Origin of the sequence: Citrobacter werkmanii, from assembly GCF_008693645.1 — a bacterium.
Lineage (GTDB): Bacteria > Pseudomonadota > Gammaproteobacteria > Enterobacterales > Enterobacteriaceae > Citrobacter > Citrobacter werkmanii.
The window spans coordinates 1,799,123-1,821,355 of record NZ_CP044101.1 but is presented as its reverse complement, the minus strand read 5'-3'; the positions used below and the strand labels follow the sequence as shown (position 1 = coordinate 1,821,355).

Annotated in this window: 20 protein-coding genes; 11 read left to right on the top strand and 9 right to left on the bottom strand. The window is 51.3% G+C overall.

Annotation, left to right across the window (positions count from 1 at the left end):
- Window positions 1–129: 129 nt before the first annotated feature.
- Genes ybgE through cydA form a run of 4 tightly spaced genes read right to left on the bottom strand, consistent with a single transcriptional unit; the run spans window position 130 to window position 3,274 of the window.
- Entirely contained in the window at window positions 130–423 is a 294-nt protein-coding gene (ybgE, locus tag FOB24_RS09210; protein ID WP_038638940.1) for a cyd operon protein YbgE, read from the bottom strand.
- Window positions 423–536 carry a cytochrome bd-I oxidase subunit CydX gene (cydX, locus tag FOB24_RS09205; RefSeq protein ID WP_061381940.1) on the bottom strand — a complete coding sequence of 38 codons (114 nt, stop codon included), beginning with the start codon at window positions 534–536 and terminating at the stop codon, window positions 423–425. Before cydX ends, ybgE begins: the two co-directional genes overlap by 1 nt.
- A gap of 14 nt (window positions 537–550) precedes the next feature.
- The gene (gene cydB, locus FOB24_RS09200) at window positions 551–1,690 is read right to left on the bottom strand and encodes a cytochrome d ubiquinol oxidase subunit II (RefSeq protein ID WP_042309685.1); all 1,140 of its coding nucleotides are present in this window, start codon (window positions 1,688–1,690) and stop codon (window positions 551–553) included.
- 15 nt (window positions 1,691–1,705) lie between these two features.
- Entirely contained in the window at window positions 1,706–3,274 is a 1,569-nt protein-coding gene (gene cydA, locus FOB24_RS09195) for a cytochrome ubiquinol oxidase subunit I (RefSeq protein WP_038638936.1), read from the bottom strand.
- A gap of 1,219 nt (window positions 3,275–4,493) precedes the next feature.
- Here cydA and glmS point away from each other — a divergent pair.
- From glmS to cobO, 10 genes are all read left to right on the top strand, one after another.
- A complete protein-coding gene (gene glmS, locus FOB24_RS09190) occupies window positions 4,494–4,943 on the top strand; it encodes a methylaspartate mutase subunit S (protein WP_038638933.1) in 450 nt (149 codons plus the stop codon).
- Window positions 4,943–6,337, top strand: a complete 1,395-nt coding sequence (gene glmL / locus FOB24_RS09185) for a methylaspartate mutase accessory protein GlmL (protein ID WP_038638930.1) — start codon at window positions 4,943–4,945, stop codon at window positions 6,335–6,337. Before glmS ends, glmL begins: the two co-directional genes overlap by 1 nt.
- A gap of 12 nt (window positions 6,338–6,349) precedes the next feature.
- Complete coding sequence (locus FOB24_RS09180) at window positions 6,350–7,795, top strand: methylaspartate mutase subunit E (RefSeq protein WP_038638927.1); 1,446 nt, start codon at window positions 6,350–6,352, stop codon at window positions 7,793–7,795.
- Window positions 7,795–9,036: a methylaspartate ammonia-lyase gene (locus FOB24_RS09175; protein WP_038638925.1), complete on the top strand. Its 1,242-nt coding sequence runs from the start codon at window positions 7,795–7,797 to the stop codon at window positions 9,034–9,036. The genes FOB24_RS09180 and FOB24_RS09175 overlap by 1 nt, the downstream gene beginning before the upstream one ends.
- A 3-nt stretch (window positions 9,037–9,039) precedes the next feature.
- On the top strand, window positions 9,040–10,410 hold the full coding sequence (locus FOB24_RS09170) for an acyclic terpene utilization AtuA family protein (RefSeq protein ID WP_038638923.1): 1,371 nt from the start codon (window positions 9,040–9,042) through the stop codon (window positions 10,408–10,410).
- Window positions 10,407–10,724, top strand: coding sequence for a DUF4387 domain-containing protein (locus FOB24_RS09165; RefSeq protein WP_006685446.1), 318 nt, complete (start codon window positions 10,407–10,409; stop codon window positions 10,722–10,724). The genes FOB24_RS09170 and FOB24_RS09165 overlap by 4 nt, the downstream gene beginning before the upstream one ends.
- A 168-nt stretch (window positions 10,725–10,892) precedes the next feature.
- Window positions 10,893–12,200, top strand: a complete 1,308-nt coding sequence (locus FOB24_RS09160) for a dicarboxylate/amino acid:cation symporter (protein WP_038638921.1) — start codon at window positions 10,893–10,895, stop codon at window positions 12,198–12,200.
- Window positions 12,201–12,270: 70 nt separating this feature from the next.
- Complete coding sequence (gene glsA, locus FOB24_RS09155) at window positions 12,271–13,272, top strand: glutaminase A (protein WP_038638918.1); 1,002 nt, start codon at window positions 12,271–12,273, stop codon at window positions 13,270–13,272.
- Window positions 13,273–13,334: 62 nt separating this feature from the next.
- On the top strand, window positions 13,335–14,987 hold the full coding sequence (locus FOB24_RS09150; RefSeq protein WP_061381689.1) for a class I fumarate hydratase: 1,653 nt from the start codon (window positions 13,335–13,337) through the stop codon (window positions 14,985–14,987).
- Between the two features lie 9 nt (window positions 14,988–14,996).
- Window positions 14,997–15,599 carry a cob(I)yrinic acid a,c-diamide adenosyltransferase gene (gene cobO / locus FOB24_RS09145; protein ID WP_150344807.1) on the top strand — a complete coding sequence of 201 codons (603 nt, stop codon included), beginning with the start codon at window positions 14,997–14,999 and terminating at the stop codon, window positions 15,597–15,599.
- An 82-nt stretch (window positions 15,600–15,681) separates the two neighbouring features.
- Here cobO and FOB24_RS09140 read toward each other — a convergent pair whose 3' ends face one another.
- Entirely contained in the window at window positions 15,682–16,584 is a 903-nt protein-coding gene (locus tag FOB24_RS09140; RefSeq protein ID WP_038638907.1) for a LysR family transcriptional regulator, read from the bottom strand.
- A 405-nt stretch (window positions 16,585–16,989) separates the two neighbouring features.
- Between FOB24_RS09140 and cobA the strand changes: the two genes are divergently transcribed.
- The gene (gene cobA / locus FOB24_RS09135) at window positions 16,990–17,778 is read left to right on the top strand and encodes a uroporphyrinogen-III C-methyltransferase (protein ID WP_085047491.1); all 789 of its coding nucleotides are present in this window, start codon (window positions 16,990–16,992) and stop codon (window positions 17,776–17,778) included.
- Here the strand turns inward: cobA and FOB24_RS09130 are convergent.
- From FOB24_RS09130 to odhB, 4 genes are all read right to left on the bottom strand, one after another.
- Entirely contained in the window at window positions 17,757–18,647 is an 891-nt protein-coding gene (locus FOB24_RS09130) for a PocR ligand-binding domain-containing protein (protein WP_150344806.1), read from the bottom strand. The genes cobA and FOB24_RS09130 overlap by 22 nt on opposite strands.
- Before the next feature lie 226 nt (window positions 18,648–18,873).
- Window positions 18,874–19,743, bottom strand: coding sequence for a succinate--CoA ligase subunit alpha (sucD, locus tag FOB24_RS09125; protein ID WP_003022929.1), 870 nt, complete (start codon window positions 19,741–19,743; stop codon window positions 18,874–18,876).
- Complete coding sequence (gene sucC / locus FOB24_RS09120) at window positions 19,743–20,909, bottom strand: ADP-forming succinate--CoA ligase subunit beta (protein ID WP_038638897.1); 1,167 nt, start codon at window positions 20,907–20,909, stop codon at window positions 19,743–19,745. Before sucC ends, sucD begins: the two co-directional genes overlap by 1 nt.
- 91 nt (window positions 20,910–21,000) lie before the next feature.
- Entirely contained in the window at window positions 21,001–22,224 is a 1,224-nt protein-coding gene (gene odhB, locus FOB24_RS09115; protein ID WP_038638894.1) for a 2-oxoglutarate dehydrogenase complex dihydrolipoyllysine-residue succinyltransferase, read from the bottom strand.
- Between the last annotated feature and the right edge of the window lie 9 nt (window positions 22,225–22,233).

Genomic DNA, 22,233 nt, shown 5'->3' with positions numbered 1-22,233 from the left:
AAAAGGTTAGTGCTTTCAAACTTCGCTACTATACGCGCGGGAATGGTGCTTTGGAATGGGGGAAAGTAAACGGAGAGTAAAAAATTATGGGCTTATGCAAGCCCATAAATATTTAAGGATGTTTCTTATTCAAAAGAAGAAGAAAATCAGACCAACAACGAGGACGATATCCGCGATCAGCGGGCAGAAGATGCCCTGCCAGTGCACCGCGCGAGGACGAAAGCCAACGCCGTGAATGATGCCAGCGCAGACAGCCCACATCAGCAGAAAACCATGCCAGATTTCAAGCTCACTGGTTTTGGCCGCGAAACGTGACGGGTCCCAGAATATGCAGCCAGCCAACACGATTGCCAGCACAAAGGAAAGCGCCCGCAAGGGGCGCTTGTCCATTACCGCATAAACCATCGCGATAAGGTTGATCATCAGCTTTCTTCTTGTCCGGCTTTGCCTGATTCAACGTGCTCAAGCGCCAGGGCTGTGATTATCCCAAATGCACAGGCAAGAAGCGTTCCCAGAATCCATGCGAAATACCACATATTTAGCTCCTTACTTAGTACAGAGAATGGGTGTTACGTTCAATATCTTCTTTGGTGATGCGACCAAACATTTTCCAGTAACACCAGGTGGTGTAGATGAGAATGATCGGTACAAACACCAGTGCCACATAAGTCATCACGTTCAGCGTCAGCTGACTGGAAGTCGCATCCCACATGGTCAGACTCGCGTTCATCATGGTGCTGGATGGCATCACAAACGGGAACATTGCGATACCGGCAGTCAGGATGATGCAGGCTAACGTCAGTGAGGAGAAGACGAACGCCCATGCCCCTTTCTCCATACGAGAAGTCAGGATGGTCAACAGCGGCAGAACCACGCCCAGTGCAGGAACCAGCCACAGGACAGGTGCATTATTAAAGTTCACCATCCATGCGCCAGCAACACGCGCCACTTCTTTGGTCAGCGGGTTAGAGGCGGCATGATGATCCACTGCAGAGGTCACAACATAACCGTCAATACCGTAAATCACCCACACGCCGGCCAGCGCGAAGCAGACCAGAGTCACCAGCGCCGCTACCTGCGCGGTGGTACGCGTACGCAGGTGCAGTTCACCAACCGTACGCATCTGCAGGTAGGTCGCGCCCTGGGTGATGATCATACCAACGCTCACGATACCTGCCAGCAGACCAAACGGATTCAGCAGCTGGAAGAAGTTACCGGTGTAGTACAGACGCAGGTACTCATCGATATGGAACGGTACGCCCTGCAACAGGTTACCGAACGCCACGCCAATTACCAGCGGCGGAACAAAGCTACCAATGAAAATGCCCCAGTCCCACATGTTACGCCAACGAGTGTCTTCAATCTTGGAACGGTAATCAAAACCGACCGGACGGAAGAATAAAGACGCCAGTACCAGAACCATCGCCACATAGAAACCAGAGAACGCAGCGGCATACACCATCGGCCAGGCAGCGAACAGAGCGCCACCCGCGGTGATGAGCCAAACCTGGTTACCGTCCCAGTGCGGGGCGATGGAGTTAATCATAATTCGACGCTCGGTATCATTACGACCGAGGAAACGGGTGAGCATGCCCACCCCCATGTCGAAGCCATCAGTGACCGCAAAACCAATCAGCAGAATGCCGACCAACAGCCACCAGACAAAACGCAATACTTCATAATCGATCATTTGACGACTCCTGTCTTAGCGTGCCGGCTGAGAAGTCACATTGGACTGCTCAAAGTGATAGCGACCGGTTTTCAGGCTGCTCGGGCCGAGGCGTGCAAACTTGAACATTAAGAACAATTCTGCCACCAGGAACAGGGTATACAGGCCACAAATCAGGATCATGGAGAACAGCAGATCGCCTACTGTCAACGATGAGTTTGCCACCGCCGTTGGTAATACTTCGCCGATTGCCCATGGTTGTCGGCCATATTCGGCGACGAACCAACCAGCTTCTACAGCAATCCACGGCAGTGGAATACCGTACAGCGCGGCACGCAGCAGCCATTTTTTCTCACCGATGCGGTTACGAATGACGCTCCAGAAGGAAAGCGCAATAATGGCCAGCAGCAAGAAGCCACACGCCACCATGATACGGAAAGCGAAATACAGCGGCGCAACGCGAGGGATAGAATCTTTCGTTGCCTGTTGAATTTGCGCTTCGGTTGCGTCGGTGACGTTGTCCGTATAGCGTTTCAGCAGCAGACCATAACCCAAATCTTTCTTCATGCTGTTGAACTGGTCACGAACAGCCTGATCGGTTGACCCCGCACGCAATTCTTCCAGCAGCTGATACGCCTTCATCCCGTTACGGATACGCTCTTCATGCTGCGCCATCAGGTCTTTCAGACCAATGACCGGTGTATCAACAGAGCGGGTGGCAATGATGCCCAGCGCATAAGGAATTTGAATCGCAAATTTGTTTTCTTGTTTATCCTGGTCGGGAATACCGAACAAGGTAAACGCAGCAGGAGCAGGTTGAGTTTCCCACTCAGCTTCAATAGCGGCGAGTTTAGTTTTCTGTACGTCGCCCATTTCGTAACCGGATTCATCACCCAGCACGATAACAGACAGCACAGCCGCCATACCAAAGCTGGCAGCAATCGCGAAGGAGCGTTTTGCGAACGCAAAGTCACGGCCTTTCAGCATGTAATAAGCACTGATGCCAAGAATGAACATCGCGCCAGTGACATACCCTGATGCCACCGTGTGAACAAATTTCACCTGGGCAACCGGGTTGAGCACCAGTTCGGAGAAGCTCAGCATCTCCATACGCATGGTTTCGAAGTTGAAATCCGCGGCGATTGGGTTTTGCATCCAGCCGTTCGCTACCAGAATCCACAATGCGGACAGGTTAGAACCCAGTGCCACCAGCCAGGTGACGCACATATGCTGGACTTTACCCAAACGGTCCCAACCGAAGAAGAACAGACCTACAAAGGTGGATTCGAGGAAGAAGGCCATCAAACCTTCGATAGCCAGCGGCGCACCGAAAATATCCCCTACATAGTGGGAATAGTAAGACCAGTTAGTCCCGAACTGGAACTCCATGGTCAGACCGGTAGCCACACCCAGAGCGAAGTTGATACCAAACAACTTGCCCCAGAACTTGGTCATATCTTTATAAATCTGTTTGCCGGAAAGGACGTAGACCGTTTCCATAATGGCCAGCAAGAACGCCATACCGAGCGTCAGTGGCACAAACAGGAAGTGGTACATCGCGGTCAAGGCAAACTGTAAGCGCGACAGTTCGACTATATCTAACATCATGACTCCTTGCTCATCGCATGAAGACTCCGAGAGTGAACCCCGTTAGAAAGGGTCACACGCATGCCCCAATACAAATTTATCTGCTTCCTTCCGCCGCCGTTCATTCTTCTCATTTGAAGAAAAGACAATGATGAAAGGTTACAAACATGTTAATAAAACACTCAAATTGATCCCGCAATTATATTACGCCGTAAAATCCTTACAATAAACAGGTTTTTATCGAGACAAATTTGCATTTTTCGATAGTGATCAATTTATAGCTAATTTACCACTTTCAGACCAATTTGATCTGCAGCAATTTAACCTCTTTTGACGATGTTTTCCAAGTTTTAAACTTTGATTTAAATCAATTTTCAAATTTGTTGTTAATGGTGTTTAACACTACGAGGACTAGTGAACACCATGTTAACAACATGTTTTTCAATGAGTATTTGTCGTTACTATAAATGATAGGATATTTATTTAAATCTACACGGTCTTTTAACCGACCAGGCAAATAAAATTGCCAGCAGATAAAGAGTCACTATTGCTGGGTAGCTCACAGTTTTTTGTTTAGCAAGGCGTGGAATAGTTATTTCATACAAATTATTCATTTTATTTTTACTTATAATTAACACCGTAATGTAACTATCTCAACCGGAAGCGGAAACGCTCCCCATTGGTCAACGCATTGCATTGAGCGTTCTGGCCCAGAAAGTCCGCCTGTCACTTTTGTCATCACCATAAGTTATCGTTCACGTCGCGTCTTCGCTTCTGTGGCAAAGATTAAATATGACACAAACAATTCATTATCATTTTTATCCTAAATTTAACAAAGGAATAATTGTGACATATAAGATTAATAAATAAAAAACCGTTAGGTTGTTCACAAGTTATTTAGTGAAGGGAATTTTTGAAATTATTAAAATTGTTACCTGAATGACGCGCCCAACAAAATAAGATTTTGATCACAAACATGGCAAGTTATTTATTACTCGATTTTCTAAAAAATTAAAACCAGAACGAACAACACATAGTAACAACATGATTATAAACACTTTTTCATGAGAATAAATATAACAATCATTTTTGTCAGGATATTTTGAAAATAGATCAATTGCTTCCTTTTTCTCTTCCACAGAAACTCCAACCCTATTAAAAGGTTGTCACAATCCAAGCTCTGAATATTAGAAAAGTATTTTCACTTATTGACCATCAGCCCTACAGAGGATTACCCATGAAAAAATCTACACTTGTTATTGGCGTTATCGGTGCTGACTGCCATGCAGTAGGCAATAAAGTTCTGGATCGCGTTTTTACTGCGCATGATTTTCACGTAATCAACCTCGGGGTGATGGTGAGTCAGGATGAATATATCGATGCCGCGATCGAAACAGGCGCTGATGCCATCGTGGTGTCCTCTATTTACGGACATGGTGACATCGACTGCCTCGGGTTACGTGAACGCTGCATCGAACGCGGACTCGGTGACATTCTGCTGTACGTCGGCGGCAACCTGGTTGTAGGCAAACATGACTTCGCCGATGTGGAAGTGAAGTTTAAAGAGATGGGATTTAACCGCGTCTTCGCCCCCAGCCACGATCTGGAAGATGTCTGCGCGCTTATCGCCAATGATATTCACCAACACAATGGCCTCGAACAGCGTTGCCTGGAAGAGGCTATCTGATGCAAACAGTTTCTGTCGATATCGGCTCGACCTGGACCAAGGCAGCCCTCTTCGCCCATGAAGGCGAGGAGTTAACCCTGGTAAACCATGTCCTGACCCCAACCACCACACATCATCTGGCAGACGGTTTTTTTGCCAGCCTGAATCAGGTGCTGAATGTTGCCGATGCTCGCCCGTTACTGAAAAGTGGTGAAGTGCAGTTGAAATACTCCTCCTCGGCTAAAGGTGGGCTCGCCGTTGCAGCGATGGGGCTGGTGCCTTCCATTACGCTGGAATCGGCAAAAGTTACCGCCCATTCGGCAGGAGCGAAAATCGCGCAATATTATTCGTACAAGCTGAACCGTCATGACATACAGGAGCTGGAATCATCACCACCGGACATCCTGTTATTTACCGGCGGTACAGACGGTGGAGAAGAAAGCTATGGTCTGGCGAATGCGCGTGCATTGGCAGACTCGAAGCTGGATTGCGCCATTATCTACGCAGGAAACCGGGACATTCAGGATGAAATACAAACGATTCTCGGACACAAGGATCTGACCACGGTAGACAACATACTGCCTGATCTCGATCACCCGAATCCGTTTGCCGCACGCCAGGCGATTTGTGATGTGTTTTTGTCGCGCATTGTGAAAGGCAAAGGTCTGGATGTCATTGTCGGTGAAACAGGCGAAGAGCCAATGCCGACGCCATGGACGGTATATGAGTTAGTCAAAGCCATTAGCGATTACGACAGCGCATGGAAGGAATTCATGCTGATTGATATGGGCGGAGCCACCACGGATGTCTATTCGGCCAGCGCGAATACCCTCTCCCCCGATACCGTCCTGCATGGCGTTCCAGAACCTTTCGTCAAACGTACCGTTGAAGGCGACCTGGGAATGCGCGTTTCCGCCGTCGTGGTGGGAGAAAGCACACAGGAAATGGTGAAAGTCATCTTCGCCCAACAGCCGCAGCGCGAGGAAGCGTTTTACCGCTACCTGCGTCATTTGGTTGGGCAGCCGGATTACCTGCCACTCAGCGAGGAGGAGAAATATTTCGACACTCTGCTGGCAGGTTTATGCGTGGGCTATGCCGCTGAGCGCCACGCGGGCACTAAAAAGCAGGTTTGCACCTGCGTGGGTAACGTGGATTTACAGATGGGTCGCGATCTCACCACCGTACGCAAAGTCGTCGGTTCAGGTGGATGGCTCTCTCGCGCCAGCCAGTTCGATATCCATAACTGGCTCAAATACCGGGAGCTGGACGACCAGGGTAAAAGAATTCTGTTACCGAACCAGTTTGAGTATTACCGCGATTCAAATGGCCTGCTCCCTCTACTGGCAAATGTCGCCAGGCTGTACCCGCAAGCCGCTGCTCGCACCAGCATTCAGTGTTTAACCCTACAAAACTAAAGGCAGCTACGAATGGAACTTCGAAATAAAAAATTGACCCATGACGAATTCATGACCGAAAGGCATCAGGTGTTGCAAACCTGGGAAACCGGTAAAGACGTTGAGAACTTCGAAGATGGCGTGAAGTACCAGCAATCAATTCCGGATAAAAAGCGCTTCTCCCTTGCCCTGCTGAAGGCCGATCAGGAAGGTAGAACCCTGAGCCAACCGCGCGCAGGCGTGGCGTTAATGGACGAGCATATTGCGCTGCTCAAAACGTTGCAGGAAGAGTGCGACCTCCTGCCAAGTACTATTGATGCCTACACCCGTCTGAACCGCTATGAAGAAGCCGCTGTCGGGATCCAGAAATCCATCGAAGCAGGGACTTCCAAGCTGAATGGTTTACCGGTCGTCAATCACGGGGTTGCTGCCTGCCGCCGTATGACTGAGTCACTGGAAAAACCGATCCAGGTTCGCCACGGTACGCCGGACGCGCGCCTGCTGGCAGAAATCGCCATGGCCAGTGGCTTTACCAGCTACGAAGGCGGCGGTATCTCTTACAACATCCCTTATGCCAAACGCGTCACCCTGGAAAAATCCATCCGCGACTGGCAGTACTGCGATCGTCTGATGGGTCTGTATGAAGAGAACGGTATTCGCATCAACCGCGAACCGTTTGGTCCGCTGACTGGCACCCTGATCCCACCATTTATGTCCCACTCGGTTGCGATTATTGAAGGTCTGCTGGCGCTGGAACAGGGCGTGAAGTCAATCACCGTCGGCTACGGTCAGGTCGGTAGCCTGACGCAGGATATCGCCGCTATTCAGGCGCTGCGTGAGCTGTCCCACGAATACTTCCATAACCACGGCTTCGACGATTACGAGCTGAGCACCGTTTTCCATCAGTGGATGGGCGGATTCCCGGAAGATGAAGCGAAAGCCTTCTCCGTTATCGCCTGGGGCGCAGCGGTTGCCGGTATGTCGGGCGCAACAAAAGTGATCACCAAAAGCCCGCACGAAGCGTTCGGTATCCCAACAGCGGCCGCTAACGCTCAGGGTCTTAAAGCATCACGCCAGATGCTCAACATGGTCAGCGACCAGAAATTCCCGCAGTGCGCAGCCGTGGAACAGGAAGTCGAGCTGATCAAGAGCGAAGTCCGCGCGGTGCTGAAAAAAGTCTTTGAACTCGGCAATGGCGATATTGCACGCGGTACGGTGCTGGCCTTTGAAGCTGGCGTGCTGGATGTGCCTTTCGCCCCTGCCGCCTGTAACGCCGGGAAGATTCTGCCGGTACGCGATAACACAGGCGCCATCCGTATTCTCGAAGCCGGCGCTGTTCCGCTGCCGAAAGACATTCTCGCCCTGCACCACGACTACGTCGCAGAGCGCGCGCATTTCGAAGGCCGTAAACCTTCTTTCCAGATGGTCATTGATGACATCAACGCCGTATCCCACAGTAAATTAATAGGAAGACCATAATGAAAATTAAACAGGCCCTTTTCACCGCTGGCTACTCCTCATTTTATTTTGACGATCAGCAGGCCATCAAAAACGGTGCCGGTCATGACGGGTTTATCTATACCGGCTCTCCGGTAACGCCTGGCTTTACCTCTGTCCGCCAGGCGGGTGAATGCGTTTCTGTGCAGTTGGTTCTGGAAAACGGCGCAGTGGCGGTAGGCGATTGTGCTGCGGTGCAATATTCAGGCGCAGGCGGCCGCGACCCGCTGTTCCTGGCTGAAAACTTTATTCCTTTCCTCAACGATCATATCAAGCCGCTGCTGGAAGGCCGTGACGTGGATGCTTTCCTGCCAAACGCCCGCTTCTTTGATCAGTTGCGTATCGATGGCCATCTGCTGCATACCGCCGTCCGTTACGGTCTTTCTCAGGCACTGCTCGACGCGGCGGCGCTGGCGACCGGCCGTCTGAAAACTGAAGTGGTGTGCGACGAGTGGCAACTGCCATGCGTCCCGGAAGCCATTCCATTATTTGGTCAGAGTGGTGATGACCGTTATATCGCCGTCGACAAGATGATCCTTAAAGGCGTGGACGTTCTGCCGCACGCGTTGATCAACAACGTGGAAGAGAAGCTGGGCTTTAAAGGTGAAAAGCTGCGTGAGTATGTGCGCTGGTTGTCTAATCGCATCTTAACCCTGCGCACCAGTGAGCGTTATCACCCGACGCTGCACATTGATGTCTATGGCACTATCGGTCTGATCTTCGATATGGATCCGGTGCGCTGCGCTGAATACATCGCCAGCCTGGAAGCGGAAGCTCAGGGCCTGCCGCTGTACATTGAAGGTCCGGTGGATGCCGGTAACAAGCCGGATCAGATCCGCATGTTAACCGCCATTACCAAAGAACTGACCCGTCTGGGTTCCGGCGTGAAAATCGTTGCGGATGAGTGGTGTAACACCTATCAGGACATCGTGGACTTCACCGACGCGGGCAGTTGCCACATGGTGCAGATCAAAACCCCGGATCTGGGCGGTATTCACAACATCGTTGACGCAGTGCTGTATTGCAACAAACACGCGATGGAAGCCTATCAGGGCGGTACCTGTAACGAAACGGAAATCAGTGCTCGCACCTGCGTACACGTCGCGCTGGCTGCGCGTCCTATGCGCATGCTGGTCAAACCAGGTATGGGTTTCGATGAAGGTCTCAACATCGTGTTTAACGAAATGAACCGCACCATCGCGCTGTTGCAAACTAAGGATTAAGAGATGGCACGCACATTTAAGATCTTATCGCCTACGGCTATCCTGGGTTATGGCTTCCCGGAAGAGAGTTTTCGTAAAGCCATGGAAGAGTCACCGGATCTTATTGCTGTTGACGCAGGTTCCTCCGATCCTGGCCCTCACTACCTGGGGGCGGGTAAACCTTTTACCGACAGGGCCGGAGTGAAACGCGATCTGCGCTATATGATCGTAGCAGGCGTTAAGAACAACATCCCGGTAGTGATTGGCACGGCCGGTGGTTCAGGCGCCGCTCCGCATCTGGAGTGGTGTCGCCAGATAATCCATGAGATTGCCCAGGAAGAAAAACTGTCCTTCTCCATGGCGCTCATCCCGTCTGATGTTGACAAAGAAATCGTTCATCAGGCGCTGGATAACGGCAAAATCACCGCGCTCGATTTTGTGCCTGAACTGACTCACGAGGCAATTGAAGACAGCACCTACATTGTCGCGCAGATGGGCGTCGAGCCATTCCAGCGCGCGCTGCAAGCCGGTGCGCAGGTGGTACTGGGCGGACGAGCCTACGATCCGGCCTGCTTCGCCGCGCTGCCGATTATGCAGGGCTTTGATGAAGGTCTGGCGCTTCATTGCGGTAAGATCCTTGAGTGTGCCGCCATTGCCGCCACCCCTGGCTCTGGCTCAGATTGTGCGATGGGGATCATTGACGACAACGGCTTTACGCTGAAAGCGTTCAATCCCAAGCGTAAGTTCACTGAAACTTCCGCGGCGGCGCACACCCTGTATGAGAAGTCCGATCCGTACTTCCTGCCGGGGCCAGGCGGCGTGCTGAACCTGAAAGCGTGCACCTTCACCCAGGTTAACGAGGGTGAAGTGTATGTCAGCGGTTCACGTCATGAAGAAACGCCGTATGCGTTGAAACTGGAAGGCGCACGTCAGGTTGGCTTCCGCTGCCTGACCATCGCCGGAACGCGCGACCCGATCATGATTGCCGGAATTGACACTATTCTCGAAGAGGTACAGGCCAGCGTTAAGCGTAATCTCTCGCTGAATGACGACAGTATCCGTATGACGTTCCACCTGTACGGTAAGAACGGTGTGATGGGCAACCATGAGCCGATGAAAACCGCCGGTCATGAACTGGGGATTTTGCTGGACGTCGTCGCGCCGACGCAGGATATCGCCAACAGCGTTTGCTCGCTGGTGCGCTCTACCCTGCTGCACTACGGTTATGAAAATCGCATTGCGACCGCGGGCAACCTCGCCTTCCCGTTCTCGCCATCCGATATTCAGAGTGGACCGGTGTATGAGTTCTCGATCTATCACCTGATTGAAGCGAGCGATGCGCTGCGTTTTGATTTCCATATTGAACAGGTGACGCCAGAAGGAGTTCAGGCATGAAACACTCAATTTGTTCGCTGGCGCAAGTCATTCGTTCCAAAAACGCCGGGCCGTACGAACTGGTTTTAGATATTTTATTTAAAACCCGTGAAGATTATCAGCGAGTGAAGCGTTCAGAACAATTAACGCCACAACTTATTGCTGGTTTGTATAATGTCAAACCTGACTTTATTCATAATATTGTCTGGTTTGACCCGGCAAATGCCGTAAAAATTGTCATGCCGCGCGATATTATCTCCGGCAACATTGGTGACAATGATGTTTATGGTGCGCAGCAACACGCGCCATTATTAAGTATTGAGTTCGACCTGTAGTAAAAAACACAATAACAGCCATTGGAGCACAGAATTCAGCTGTATCACAGTGCTTCGAATTATTCATGCGGTTGGTCACAACAGGCGTGCGTCTGAACTGCTGTCCAGGTTCAGGTGCGCGCCGCCCTACACAATTCCAATTACCAACCTTTATCCGATGGAGTACACATGAAGAAAATAAGTTTAACGAAGATGATCATATTAGGTCTGATACTCGGCATGATTGCCGGGGTGGCCATAAATAATATGGTCGCGGCTGAAACGGCAAAATCTTATGCAGCAGATATTTCCATTTTTACCACCATATTCTTACGCATGGTGAAAATGATTATCGCGCCATTGGTTATTTCAACTCTGGTTGTGGGTATTGCCAAAATGGGCGATGCCAAAACGCTGGGACGTATATTTTCGAAAACCTTCTTCCTGTTTATTTGCGCCTCACTGCTGTCAATCGCGCTGGGCCTGGTTATCGTTAATATTTTCCAGCCAGGCGCTGGCATCAACTTTGTTCCGCATGACGCCGGGGCCGTTGCCGCCGTTAAATCTGAACCATTCACGCTGAAAGTATTTATCTCGCACGCGGTACCAACCAGTATTGTTGATGCGATGGCACGTAACGAAATTCTGCAGATCGTCGTCTTCTCAATTTTCCTCGGTTGCAGCCTGGCTGCGATTGGTGAAAAAGCCGAGCCGATCGTGAAGGTTCTGGACTCACTGGTGCACGTAATGCTGAAGCTGACGGGCTACGTCATGCTGTTTGCGCCACTGACCGTGTTTGCCGCTATCTCGGGTCTGATTGCCGAACGTGGTCTGGGAGTAATGGTCAGCGCCGGGATCTTTATGGGTGAGTTCTACCTGACGCTGGGTATGCTGTGGGCGATCCTGATCGGTCTGTCCACCATGATCGTCGGGCCTTGCATCGCGCGCTTAACGAAATCAATCCTCGAACCAGCACTGTTGGCCTTCACCACCTCCAGCTCTGAAGCCGCCTTCCCAGGCACGCTGGACAAACTGGAAAAATTCGGCGTTTCCTCAAAAATCGCCAGTTTCGTTCTGCCTATCGGTTACTCCTTTAACCTGGTCGGCTCGATGGCGTACTGCTCCTTTGCCACCGTATTTATTGCTCAGGCGTGCAATATCGAACTAAGCATGGGCGAGCAAATCACCATGCTGTTGATCCTGATGCTGACCTCGAAAGGGATGGCGGGCGTACCGCGTGCATCAATGGTTGTTATCGCCGCTACCCTGAACCAGTTCAACATTCCGGAAGCCGGTCTGATCCTGCTAATGGGTGTGGATCCATTCCTCGATATGGGTCGTTCCGCTACCAACGTCATGAGTAATGCCATGGGTGCTGCCATTGTAGGTCGTTGGGAAGGTGAACACTTCGGCCAGGGCTGTCGCGGAACTGCGCCAGTGAAGACACCGGAACAAGAACGTCCGGCGACCGAACCGTCAGAAGTTGCGATGTCCTGATAGCACGCGATTGCCGGATGGCGCTCGCGCTTATCCGGCAAGATGATGAACACACCAACAGGATTACACCATGAATAAAACCCTTATCGGCGTGAGTCTCTTTTCTTTCAGCCTCTTGTTTTGCGCCACCTCATTCGCGCAAACCGCGCCGGATTACGCAAAGATTATCGACCAGGCACATCAGAAATATAAAAGTAACAACGATGGCAAAGTCGCCGACTACATCCCTGCCCTGGCGACCTACAGCCCGAAAAATTTTGCCATCACCATTGCCACGGTGGACGGCAAGATCTATCAGGTGGGCGATGTTAACAAACCCTTCCCAATGGAATCCCTGAGTAAAGTCTTCACCCTGGCGCTCGCCATGGAACAACATGGCCCTCAGGTCGTCCTGGAGAAACTTGGGGCCAATGCCACCGGCATGCCATTCAATTCTGGTTTGGCGGTAGAACTGACTAAAGGCGCACCGGAAAACCCGCTGGTAAACGCCGGGGCGATGAGCACCGTTAGCCTGATCGAAGCCAAAGATAAAACCGATCGCTGGAACAAAATCCTCGACAACCTGAACGTCTGGGCTGATGCCACACTCACCGTGAACGAGCCGGTTTTCAAATCCGAGATGGAAACCAACCAGCACAACCAGGCGCTGGCGAAGCTGATGGAATCCTATAACAGCTTCTATGGCAACACAGACGACGCTGTCGAAATTTATACCCGTCAGTGCTCCGTCGATATCACCGTTGAGCAACTGGCCAAAATGGGCGCGGTACTCGCGAACAAAGGCAAATCACCGTTCAACGGTAAGCAATTGCTGAATGAAAAATATGTCCCGCAGGTACTGGCTGAAATGGCCATTGCCGGCTTGTACGACGGTAGTGGTAAGTGGCTGTACACCGTAGGCATCCCGGCGAAAAGCGGCGTCGGCGGTGGGATGGTTGCCGTTGTGCCAGGCGAATATGCGATAGCCGTCTATTCCCCGCCGCTGGATGAAGCCGGTAACAGCGTTCGTGCCCAGAAAACGATCGAATATGTCGCCGAAGCGACCGAAGCGAATGTCTTTTTAGCAAAATAAAACTCTATGCCGGATGGCGCTTCGCTTATCCGGCAAACAACACGAAGAGGTGAGAAGTAAACATGTCTAAACCATTTGTCTGGCAGGAACTCTTTGTTCAGGGTAAAGATAGTACCGAGTATGAATTACTGAGTAATCAGCACGTTACAGTTTCGGAGTTAGACGGAGAGGAAGTGATTAAGGTTGCGCCTGAAGCGTTAACCTTATTAGCACAGCAGGCATTTTATGAGGCTTCATTCTTCCTGCGCGCCGGACATTTGAAACAGATCGCCAGCATTCTGCACGATCCACAGGCCAGCGGTAACGATAAGTATGTTGCATTGCAACTGCTGCGCAACGCTGAAGTTTCGGCCAAAGGCGTGCTACCTAACTGTCAGGATACCGGAACGGCAACGATTGTGGCCTGCAAAGGTCAGCATGTCTGGACCGGCGGCGATGACGCAGAAGCGTTAAGCAAAGGCGTGTATACCACCTTCACCGAAAACAACCTGCGTTATTCGCAAAATGCCCCGCTGGATATGTACACCGAGGTCAATACTCAGACTAACCTGCCGGCACAAATCGATATCAGCGCCACGCCCGGTAATGAGTACCGTTTCCTGTTCGTCAACAAAGGCGGCGGCTCGGCCAATAAAGCGGCGCTGTTCCAGGAAACAAAATCCATTCTGCAACCGGAAAAGCTCACCGCCTTTCTGATCGAAAAAATGAAATCACTGGGCACAGCCGCCTGCCCGCCGTATCACATCGCTTTCGTCGTTGGAGGCTTGTCGGCCGACCAGGCGCTGAAAGTCGCCAAGCTGGCTTCAACCAAGTATTACGACAACCTGCCCACCAGCGGGAACGAACTGGGTCAGGCGTTCCGCGATACGGCCCTGGAAGCCGAGTTGCTCAATGCCAGCCGTGAGTTTGGTATCGGCGCGCAGTTTGGCGGCAAGTACTTTGCCCACGATATCCGCGTGATTCGCCTGCCGCGTCACGGTGGTTCCTGCCCTATCGCCATGGCCCTCTCCTGCTCAGCCGACCGCAACATTAAGGCTAAAATTAACAAACACGGTATCTGGCTGGAGAAACTGGAGCATAACCCGGGCAAATTCATTCCTGATTCCCAACGGGTAGAAAATGGCGCCCAAACCGTACAGTTGGATCTCAACCGCCCGCTACGCGAGATTCTGCACGACCTGTCCGCTCTGCCTATCGGTACTCGTTTGTCGTTAAGTGGTCCAATTGTTGTCGCCCGTGATATTGCCCACGCTAACATCAAAGCGCGCCTGGATAACGGCGAACCGATGCCGGAATACATGAAAAAGCATATCGTCTATTACGCAGGTCCCGCCAAAACGCCGGAGAATCAGGCCTGTGGTTCAATGGGTCCCACCACTGGCGGGCGCATGGATGGGTATGTCGATGCTTTCCAGGCACAAGGCGGTAGTCTCATTATGCTCACCAAAGGTAACCGCAGCCAACAGGTCACTGATGCCTGCCATAAACACGGTGGATTTAGCCTCGGTAGCATCGGCGGCGCCGCGGCCCTGCTTGCCCAACAGTACGTGAAAAGCCTGCACTGCCTGGAATATCCCGAACTGGGAATGGAAGCGGTCTGGATGATGGAAGTTAAAAATATGCCGGCCTTCGTGTTAGTCGACGACAAAGGTAATAACTTCTTTAGTCAGTTTGAGCAGCAACATCGCTGCGCAACCTGTCCGGCAGGACATTAAGGAGACGTAATGGAAGCGCGAGCCAATAATGACAGACACCGCCAACGTCAGCAGAAACTGAAAGAACAGGTTGATACCCGCGTGGCGGCGGCAACGGAGAAGAAAGGGATCCTGATTGTCTTCACCGGTAACGGTAAAGGGAAATCCACCGCAGCCTTTGGCACAGCAACGCGCGCGGTTGGTCACGGAAAAACCGTTGGCATCGCGCAGTTTATCAAAGGTCAGTGGGATAATGGCGAGTACAACACCCTGCAGCCGCTCGGCGTTGAATTCCATATTATGGGCACCGGATTTACCTGGGAAACCCAAAACCGGCAAGCGGATATCGAGGCGGCAACGGTAGTCTGGCAAGAAAGTAAGCGCATGCTGGCTGATGCGCATTACGATCTGGTGGTGCTGGATGAACTGACTTACATGCTGGCTTACCACTACCTGGATACCCAGGAGGTTCTCAGCGCCATCGAAAATCGCCCTGCCGGTCAGAGTGTTATCGTCACCGGGCGCGGATGCCACGCACTGTTGCTGGAACTGGCCGATACGGTCAGCGAAATTCGCCCGGTCAAGCACGCATTTGACAGCGGTATTCAGGCGCAGGTGGGAATCGACTGGTAGCCATTCTTTTGCCGGATAACGACGCCCTGACGTCTTATCCGGCCTACCGTTCTTTGCAGGCCTGACAAGGCACACGGTACCATCAGGCAGGCGATACCACAGATTTATTCAACAGCCAGTCCCGGAAGATCTGTAAATGCACAGATTCCGCTTTCTCTTCACGCCACGTCATGATGAAACGGTTCCCGGTTCGCATCGGGACATCGCAAGGAATGACCATATCACCACTGTCCAGATCGTGCTGAATGGCAAAACGAGGAAGCAATGCCACGCCCAGATTAGAGCGAACCGCCGCAATCAGCATCGACAGCAGATCAAATCTTGGACCTTTATTGACCAACGGGCTGCTGACGTCTGATAGCGCAAACCATTCCTGCCAGCCTTTGATACGCGTGCTTTGGTGTAAAAGCGGGAATTCGTTCAGCAACTCCTCGACCGCCAGTTTCCGCTCCGGCTCAGCCAGCAAGCAGCGGCTGCAGACCGGCAGGATTTCCTCTTCAAACAGGTACTCAACGCCCGACCATGGCGAGTAGAAATCTTCACGCATGATTGCCGCGTCATACTCCCGATTGAGAAAATCACCAATATTCGCCAGCGAATGGATATTCACGATAATATCAGGATTGAGTTTGTTGAACTCGCGCAGATTCGGGATCAGCCAATGCGTGCTGAAGGTCGGATTCACTGCCAGCTCAATAACCTGCACCGTTGGCTGCCAGGTCATTATCGTCGTCGTATCTCGCTCAAGTTTATTTAACGTTTCTTTAACGATACTTAAATAATGTTTGCCCGCCGCATTTAAAAAAATGCGTTTCTTGGCATGATTAAATAGCGAGGTATTCAGAAAATCCTCCAGTGCATTCACCTGACGGAAAACAGCACTTTGTGTTAAAGCCAGCTCTTCAGCAGCCCGGGTATAACTTTCGTGACGCGCAACAACTTCAAAAGTTACCAGCAACTCCGTCTTCGGTATTTTTCCTCTCATAACCTCTTCCATATGCAGCGTACAAAAATAGTTTAATTTATAAAAAATAATTCAAGACACCCAGATAAGCATCGAGAGTTATATTTTATTTCATCCATTGATGTCATTGATCCAATCCATGATTTACTCATACAGATGGCGGATAAATATTAACCAATAATACTCAAGCACAACAATAAACACAATTTAAATAAGGTTAAACCTATGCAAATAGTGCCAATAAGTTCTTAATAATTTTTCAAGTTAACTTGTTTATTGCAGAAAAAACTTTGCGAGATTAATCAATATTATCCATGCGATAATTTTAGATAATTTCACGTTATAACTTACGGGCAAACGACTGCTTTTAATCATTCCTTGATGTAGTTTCTGCCTTTTTTTGTTAGACGTGATAAAGGACACAATGTGAAAACTTTCGGAAAGGTCTGGCTCGTTGGAGCAGGTCCCGGTGATATTTCATTGCTCACCCTCAAAGCGATGATGTGCATTAAACAGGCTGATGTCATTATTTACGATCGGCTGGTCAATCCCAAAATTTTGGAATGGGCATTACCTGATTGCCTGCTTATCAATGTCGGCAAAAATCCCGGCTTTCATTGTGTTCCCCAGGATGAAATTAACGCATTACTGGTCCAGTATGCCCAAACACATAACAACATCGTACGCCTGAAAGGGGGCGATCCTTATGTGTTTGGTCGTGGGGCCGAAGAAGTTGAAGATCTTGTTGAAGCGGGTATCCCATTTGAAGTTGTGCCGGGTATCAGTTCTACCATCGGCGGCCTGGCCTATGCCGGGATCCCGGTGACGCATCGCGATTTCGCCTCCGGTTTTCACGTGGTGACAGGCCATACGCGGGAAGGCAACCAGCAGCAGGACTGGCGTCAACTGGCGAAGCTAAATGGCACGCTGGTTATCGTCATGGGAATCGCCAATCTGGCGTTTATTTGCGAAGAACTGTTGATGGGCGGTAAATCAGCAGATACACCCGCAGCGCTAATTATGTCCGCCACCCGGGAGAATCAACGCCGACTAACCTGTACGCTCGGTTCATTACTGAGCAAAGCGCAGGAGGCTAACATTGCTCCGCCTGCGCTGATTGTTATTGGCGAGGTGGTGACCCTGAGCGATCGACTCTCTTTTATACCGGAAGCCATCACCGTGGCAGAAGATCTTTACTGCGAAAGTCTGGCATGACGAAAAGACTGGGGCGACGTTTGATGCGCCGCCCTGAAAACGCGGCAAAAGTAGCTGGTTTGCGCGTATTGAAGTTTCCGGGCAATACTGTCTATTGAGTGCACGGGATCGTGCAACAACTCCCCCGCTTTTTGCATTTTTTTCTGATTCACCCAGGTTTTAAAATTAACGCCCTGCCGCTTCTTAAAAAATCGGCTGAAATAGTTCGCGCTTAAGCACACATGCGCCGCTACGGATTCCAGGGATAATTCACCATACAAATTTTCATCAATATAACGCAGTGCCGCCAGAAGTTTTTTCTCATGACGAGAAGGTTCAGTGAAATAATGACGAACGTAACGGGTCGGCGGGGCGAATATCTGATCGGATTGTTGCTCTTGCTCAAAGTTATCAACAATAAAACTTAACAAATTAGCCGATGCCACCAGCGTATTATTATCCACTACCGCAACCTGACCCCATTCAGCTTTTATTTTTGGGTCATCCATCCATAAAAATTTATTATTAATTACGATAGTTTTATATTCCTGATACTTTGACCTGACCTGCCCGCAAACAATAAAACCATAAAGATGCCCTTCATTAATTATTGGCATCGAGAACAAACTTAACCCTGCATGACAGGTGAGTATTCTGGGTTTAAGCTGTTTTAGCCCCTCAAAAGCGCACTGCTTATCGCATTTTTCGCAACCTACACGATACCGCTCATCCGCCCGCATTAATGTGCAGAACGAATTAAAATTATGACAATCCGACAGTGCCTTGCCGTGAATATCAATCACGACCGCGGCTAACCCGGTCGCGCGAGAGAATACTTCGGCTATCGAGAAAAAAACGTGTAAATAGTCATTCTGGATTTTCAGCGGCACGCTCTCCTCCGGCACTCATGATATTAAAGCCGGTAATATGCAGAATTTAATCAAGAGAAAGAATGATGCTGACCGCAAAAAATAATCTCATTTATGAATATGATTATGATCGAATCGCAAGAGAATAGACGGCAGAAAACAAAAAAGGCCATCATCAGATGGCCAACCATGTCGAAACGGGACCAGCCCTTGACCATGCAGATAGTCAGGGCTGTTTTTTTACTTCTTACTTAATAACGGTTTTCAGCGCTTCGCCGATATCGGCCAGGCTGCGAACGGTTTTCACGCCAGCAGCTTCCAGAGCCGCGAATTTCTCGTCAGCGGTACCCTTACCACCGGCGATGATCGCTCCGGCGTGGCCCATACGTTTTCCTTTCGGCGCGGTGACGCCCGCGATGTAGCCGACAACTGGCTTGGTGACGTGATCTTTAATGTACGCCGCCGCTTCTTCTTCCGCGCTACCGCCGATCTCGCCGATCATCACGATCGCTTCAGTCTGCGGATCTTCCTGGAACAGCTTCAGAATGTCGATGAAGTTAGAGCCTGGAATCGGGTCGCCGCCGATACCGACACAGGTGGACTGGCCGAAACCGTAGTCGGTGGTCTGCTTAACCGCTTCATAGGTCAGCGTACCGGAACGGGAAACGATACCCACTTTACCCGGCTTGTGAATGTGACCCGGCATGATGCCGATTTTGCATTCGCCCGGGGTGATCACGCCTGGGCAGTTCGGGCCGATCATGCGCACGCCCGCTTCGTCCAGCTTCACCTTCACGGTCAGCATATCCAGCGTCGGGATACCTTCGGTGATGGTGATAATCAGTTTAATGCCTGCATCAATTGCTTCCAGGATGGAGTCTTTGCAGAACGGCGCCGGAACGTAGATCACAGTGGCGGTTGCGCCAGTCGCTTCTACCGCTTCACGCACGGTGTTAAACACCGGCAGGCCCAGGTGAGTGGTGCCGCCTTTGCCTGGCGTTACGCCGCCAACCATCTGCGTACCGTAAGCAATCGCCTGTTCGGAGTGGAATGTCCCCTGGCTACCGGTGAAGCCCTGGCAGATAACCTTGGTATCTTTATTAATTAAAACTGACATTATTTCCCCTCCACTGCGGCAACAACCTGCTGAGCTGCATCCGTCAGACTTTTCGCTGCAATAATATTCAGGCCGCTATCAGCCAGTTTTTTCGCGCCGAGTTCGGCGTTGTTGCCTTCCAGACGAACGACAACCGGAACGTTAACGCCCACTTCCGCTACCGCGCCGATGATACCGTCAGCGATCAGGTCGCAACGTACGATACCGCCGAAGATGTTAACCAGTACGGCTTTTACATTGTCATCGGAGAGGATGATTTTGAACGCTTCGGTCACGCGCTCTTTGGTCGCGCCGCCGCCCACGTCGAGGAAGTTAGCCGGTTCGCCGCCGTGCAGTTTAACGATATCCATGGTGCCCATTGCCAGGCCCGCGCCGTTAACCATACAGCCGATGTTGCCGTCCAGCGCAACGTAGTTCAGTTCCCACTGTGCCGCCTGCGCTTCACGCGGATCTTCCTGAGACTGGTCGCGCATTTCACGCAGGTCAGCCTGGCGGAACAGCGCGTTGCCGTCAGCGCCCAGTTTGCCGTCGAGGCAGATCAGGTCGCCCTGTTTGGTCACTACCAGCGGGTTGATTTCGATCAGCGCCAGATCACGCTCCAGGAAGATAGTCGCCAGGCCCATGAAGATCTTGGTGAACTGCTGAACCTGTTTACCTTCCAGACCCAGTTTGAACGCCAGCTCGCGTCCCTGGTAAGGCATCGGGCCTGCCAGCGGATCCAGCGCCACTTTGTGGATCAGGTGTGGGGTTTCTTCCGCCACTTTTTCAATTTCCACGCCGCCTTCGGTAGAGGCCATAAAGACCACGCGACGGGAGCTACGGTCAACCACTGCGCCGAGGTAAAGTTCTTTACCGATATCGGTCGCCGCTTCAACCAGGATCTGATTTACCGGTTGGCCATTCGCGTCTGTCTGGTAAGTCACCAGACGTTTCCCCAGCCAGTGCTCAGCAAAAGCGCGAATGTCTTCTTTGCTGTTAACAACCTTCACACCGCCCGCTTTACCACGGCCACCAGCGTGAACCTGACATTTCACTACCCACGGGCCTGCGCCGATTTTAGATGCGGCTTCTTCAGCTTCACGCGGAGTATTACAGGCATAACCCACCGGTGCCGGTAAGCCATAGCGGGCAAAAAGTTGTTTTGCCTGATATTCATGTAAGTTCATGTGTTCTGTCCATCCTTCAGGTAATCGTTATCTTTTACCCGTAGGCCTGATAAGGCGTCCAGACCTACGGGGCAGGTGATACTCTTTTTCGTTACACGTCCAGCAGCAGACGCGTTGGATCTTCCAGCAACTCTTTAATGGTTACCAGGAAGCCTACTGACTCACGACCATCGATCAGACGGTGATCGTAAGACAGCGCCAGATACATCATCGGCAGGATTTCAACCTTGCCGTCTACCGCCATCGGACGATCTTTGATGGCATGCATACCCAGGATGGCGCTCTGCGGTGGGTTGATAATCGGCGTAGACATCAGGGAACCGAACACACCGCCATTAGTGATGGTGAAGTTACCGCCCGTCAGATCTTCAACCGTCAACTTGCCGTCGCGACCTTTTACTGCCAGCTCTTTAATGTTCTTCTCAATGTCAGCCATACCCAGCAGATCCACATCACGCAGGACCGGCGTTACCAGACCGCGCGGCGTGGAGACCGCCATGCTGACATCAAAGTAGTTGTGGTACACCACGTCATCGCCATCGATAGAGGCGTTGACTTCCGGATAGCGTTTCAGCGCTTCAACCACCGCTTTCACGTAGAAAGACATAAAGCCCAGACGGATACCGTGGCGTTTCTCGAACGCGTCGCCGTACTGCTTACGCAGGTCCATAATCGGCTTCATGTTGACTTCGTTGAACGTCGTCAGCATGGCGGTGGAGTTTTTCGCTTCCAGCAGACGTTCGGCTACGCGTTTGCGCAGACGAGTCATCGGAACACGTTTTTCGCCACGCGCACCCAGTTGAGGCTGAGGCGCAGGCGCGGCGGCTGGTGCTTTGGCTTCGGCTGTTGCTGCCGGCGCTTTGGCCAGATGCTTTTCCACATCTTCGCGGGTAATGCGGCCACCGACGCCAGTGCCTTTGATGGCGCTGGCTTCGAGGTTATGTTCACCGAGCAGGCGACGGATCGCCGGGCTCAGGGCATCGTTGTTCTGCTCAGTAAGCGACGCCTGCTGGCGCTGTGCCGGAGTCGAATCTTTCTCTTCAGACTTGGCGCTGGTCTCTTTACCCGCGCTGTTGCCTTCACGCAGGCGACCGAGGATCTGGCGAGAAGTGACGGTTGTCCCTTCATCTTCCAGAACCGCATCAAGGATACCGTCCGCTGATGCCGGTACTTCCAGTACCACTTTGTCAGTTTCGATTTCTACCAGTACTTCATCACGACGTACTGCATCGCCCGGTTTTTTGTGCCAGGTTGCAACCGTTGCATCCGCTACGGATTCAGGCAGGTCGGGAACAAGAATATCTACGCTACTCATTATTTATCC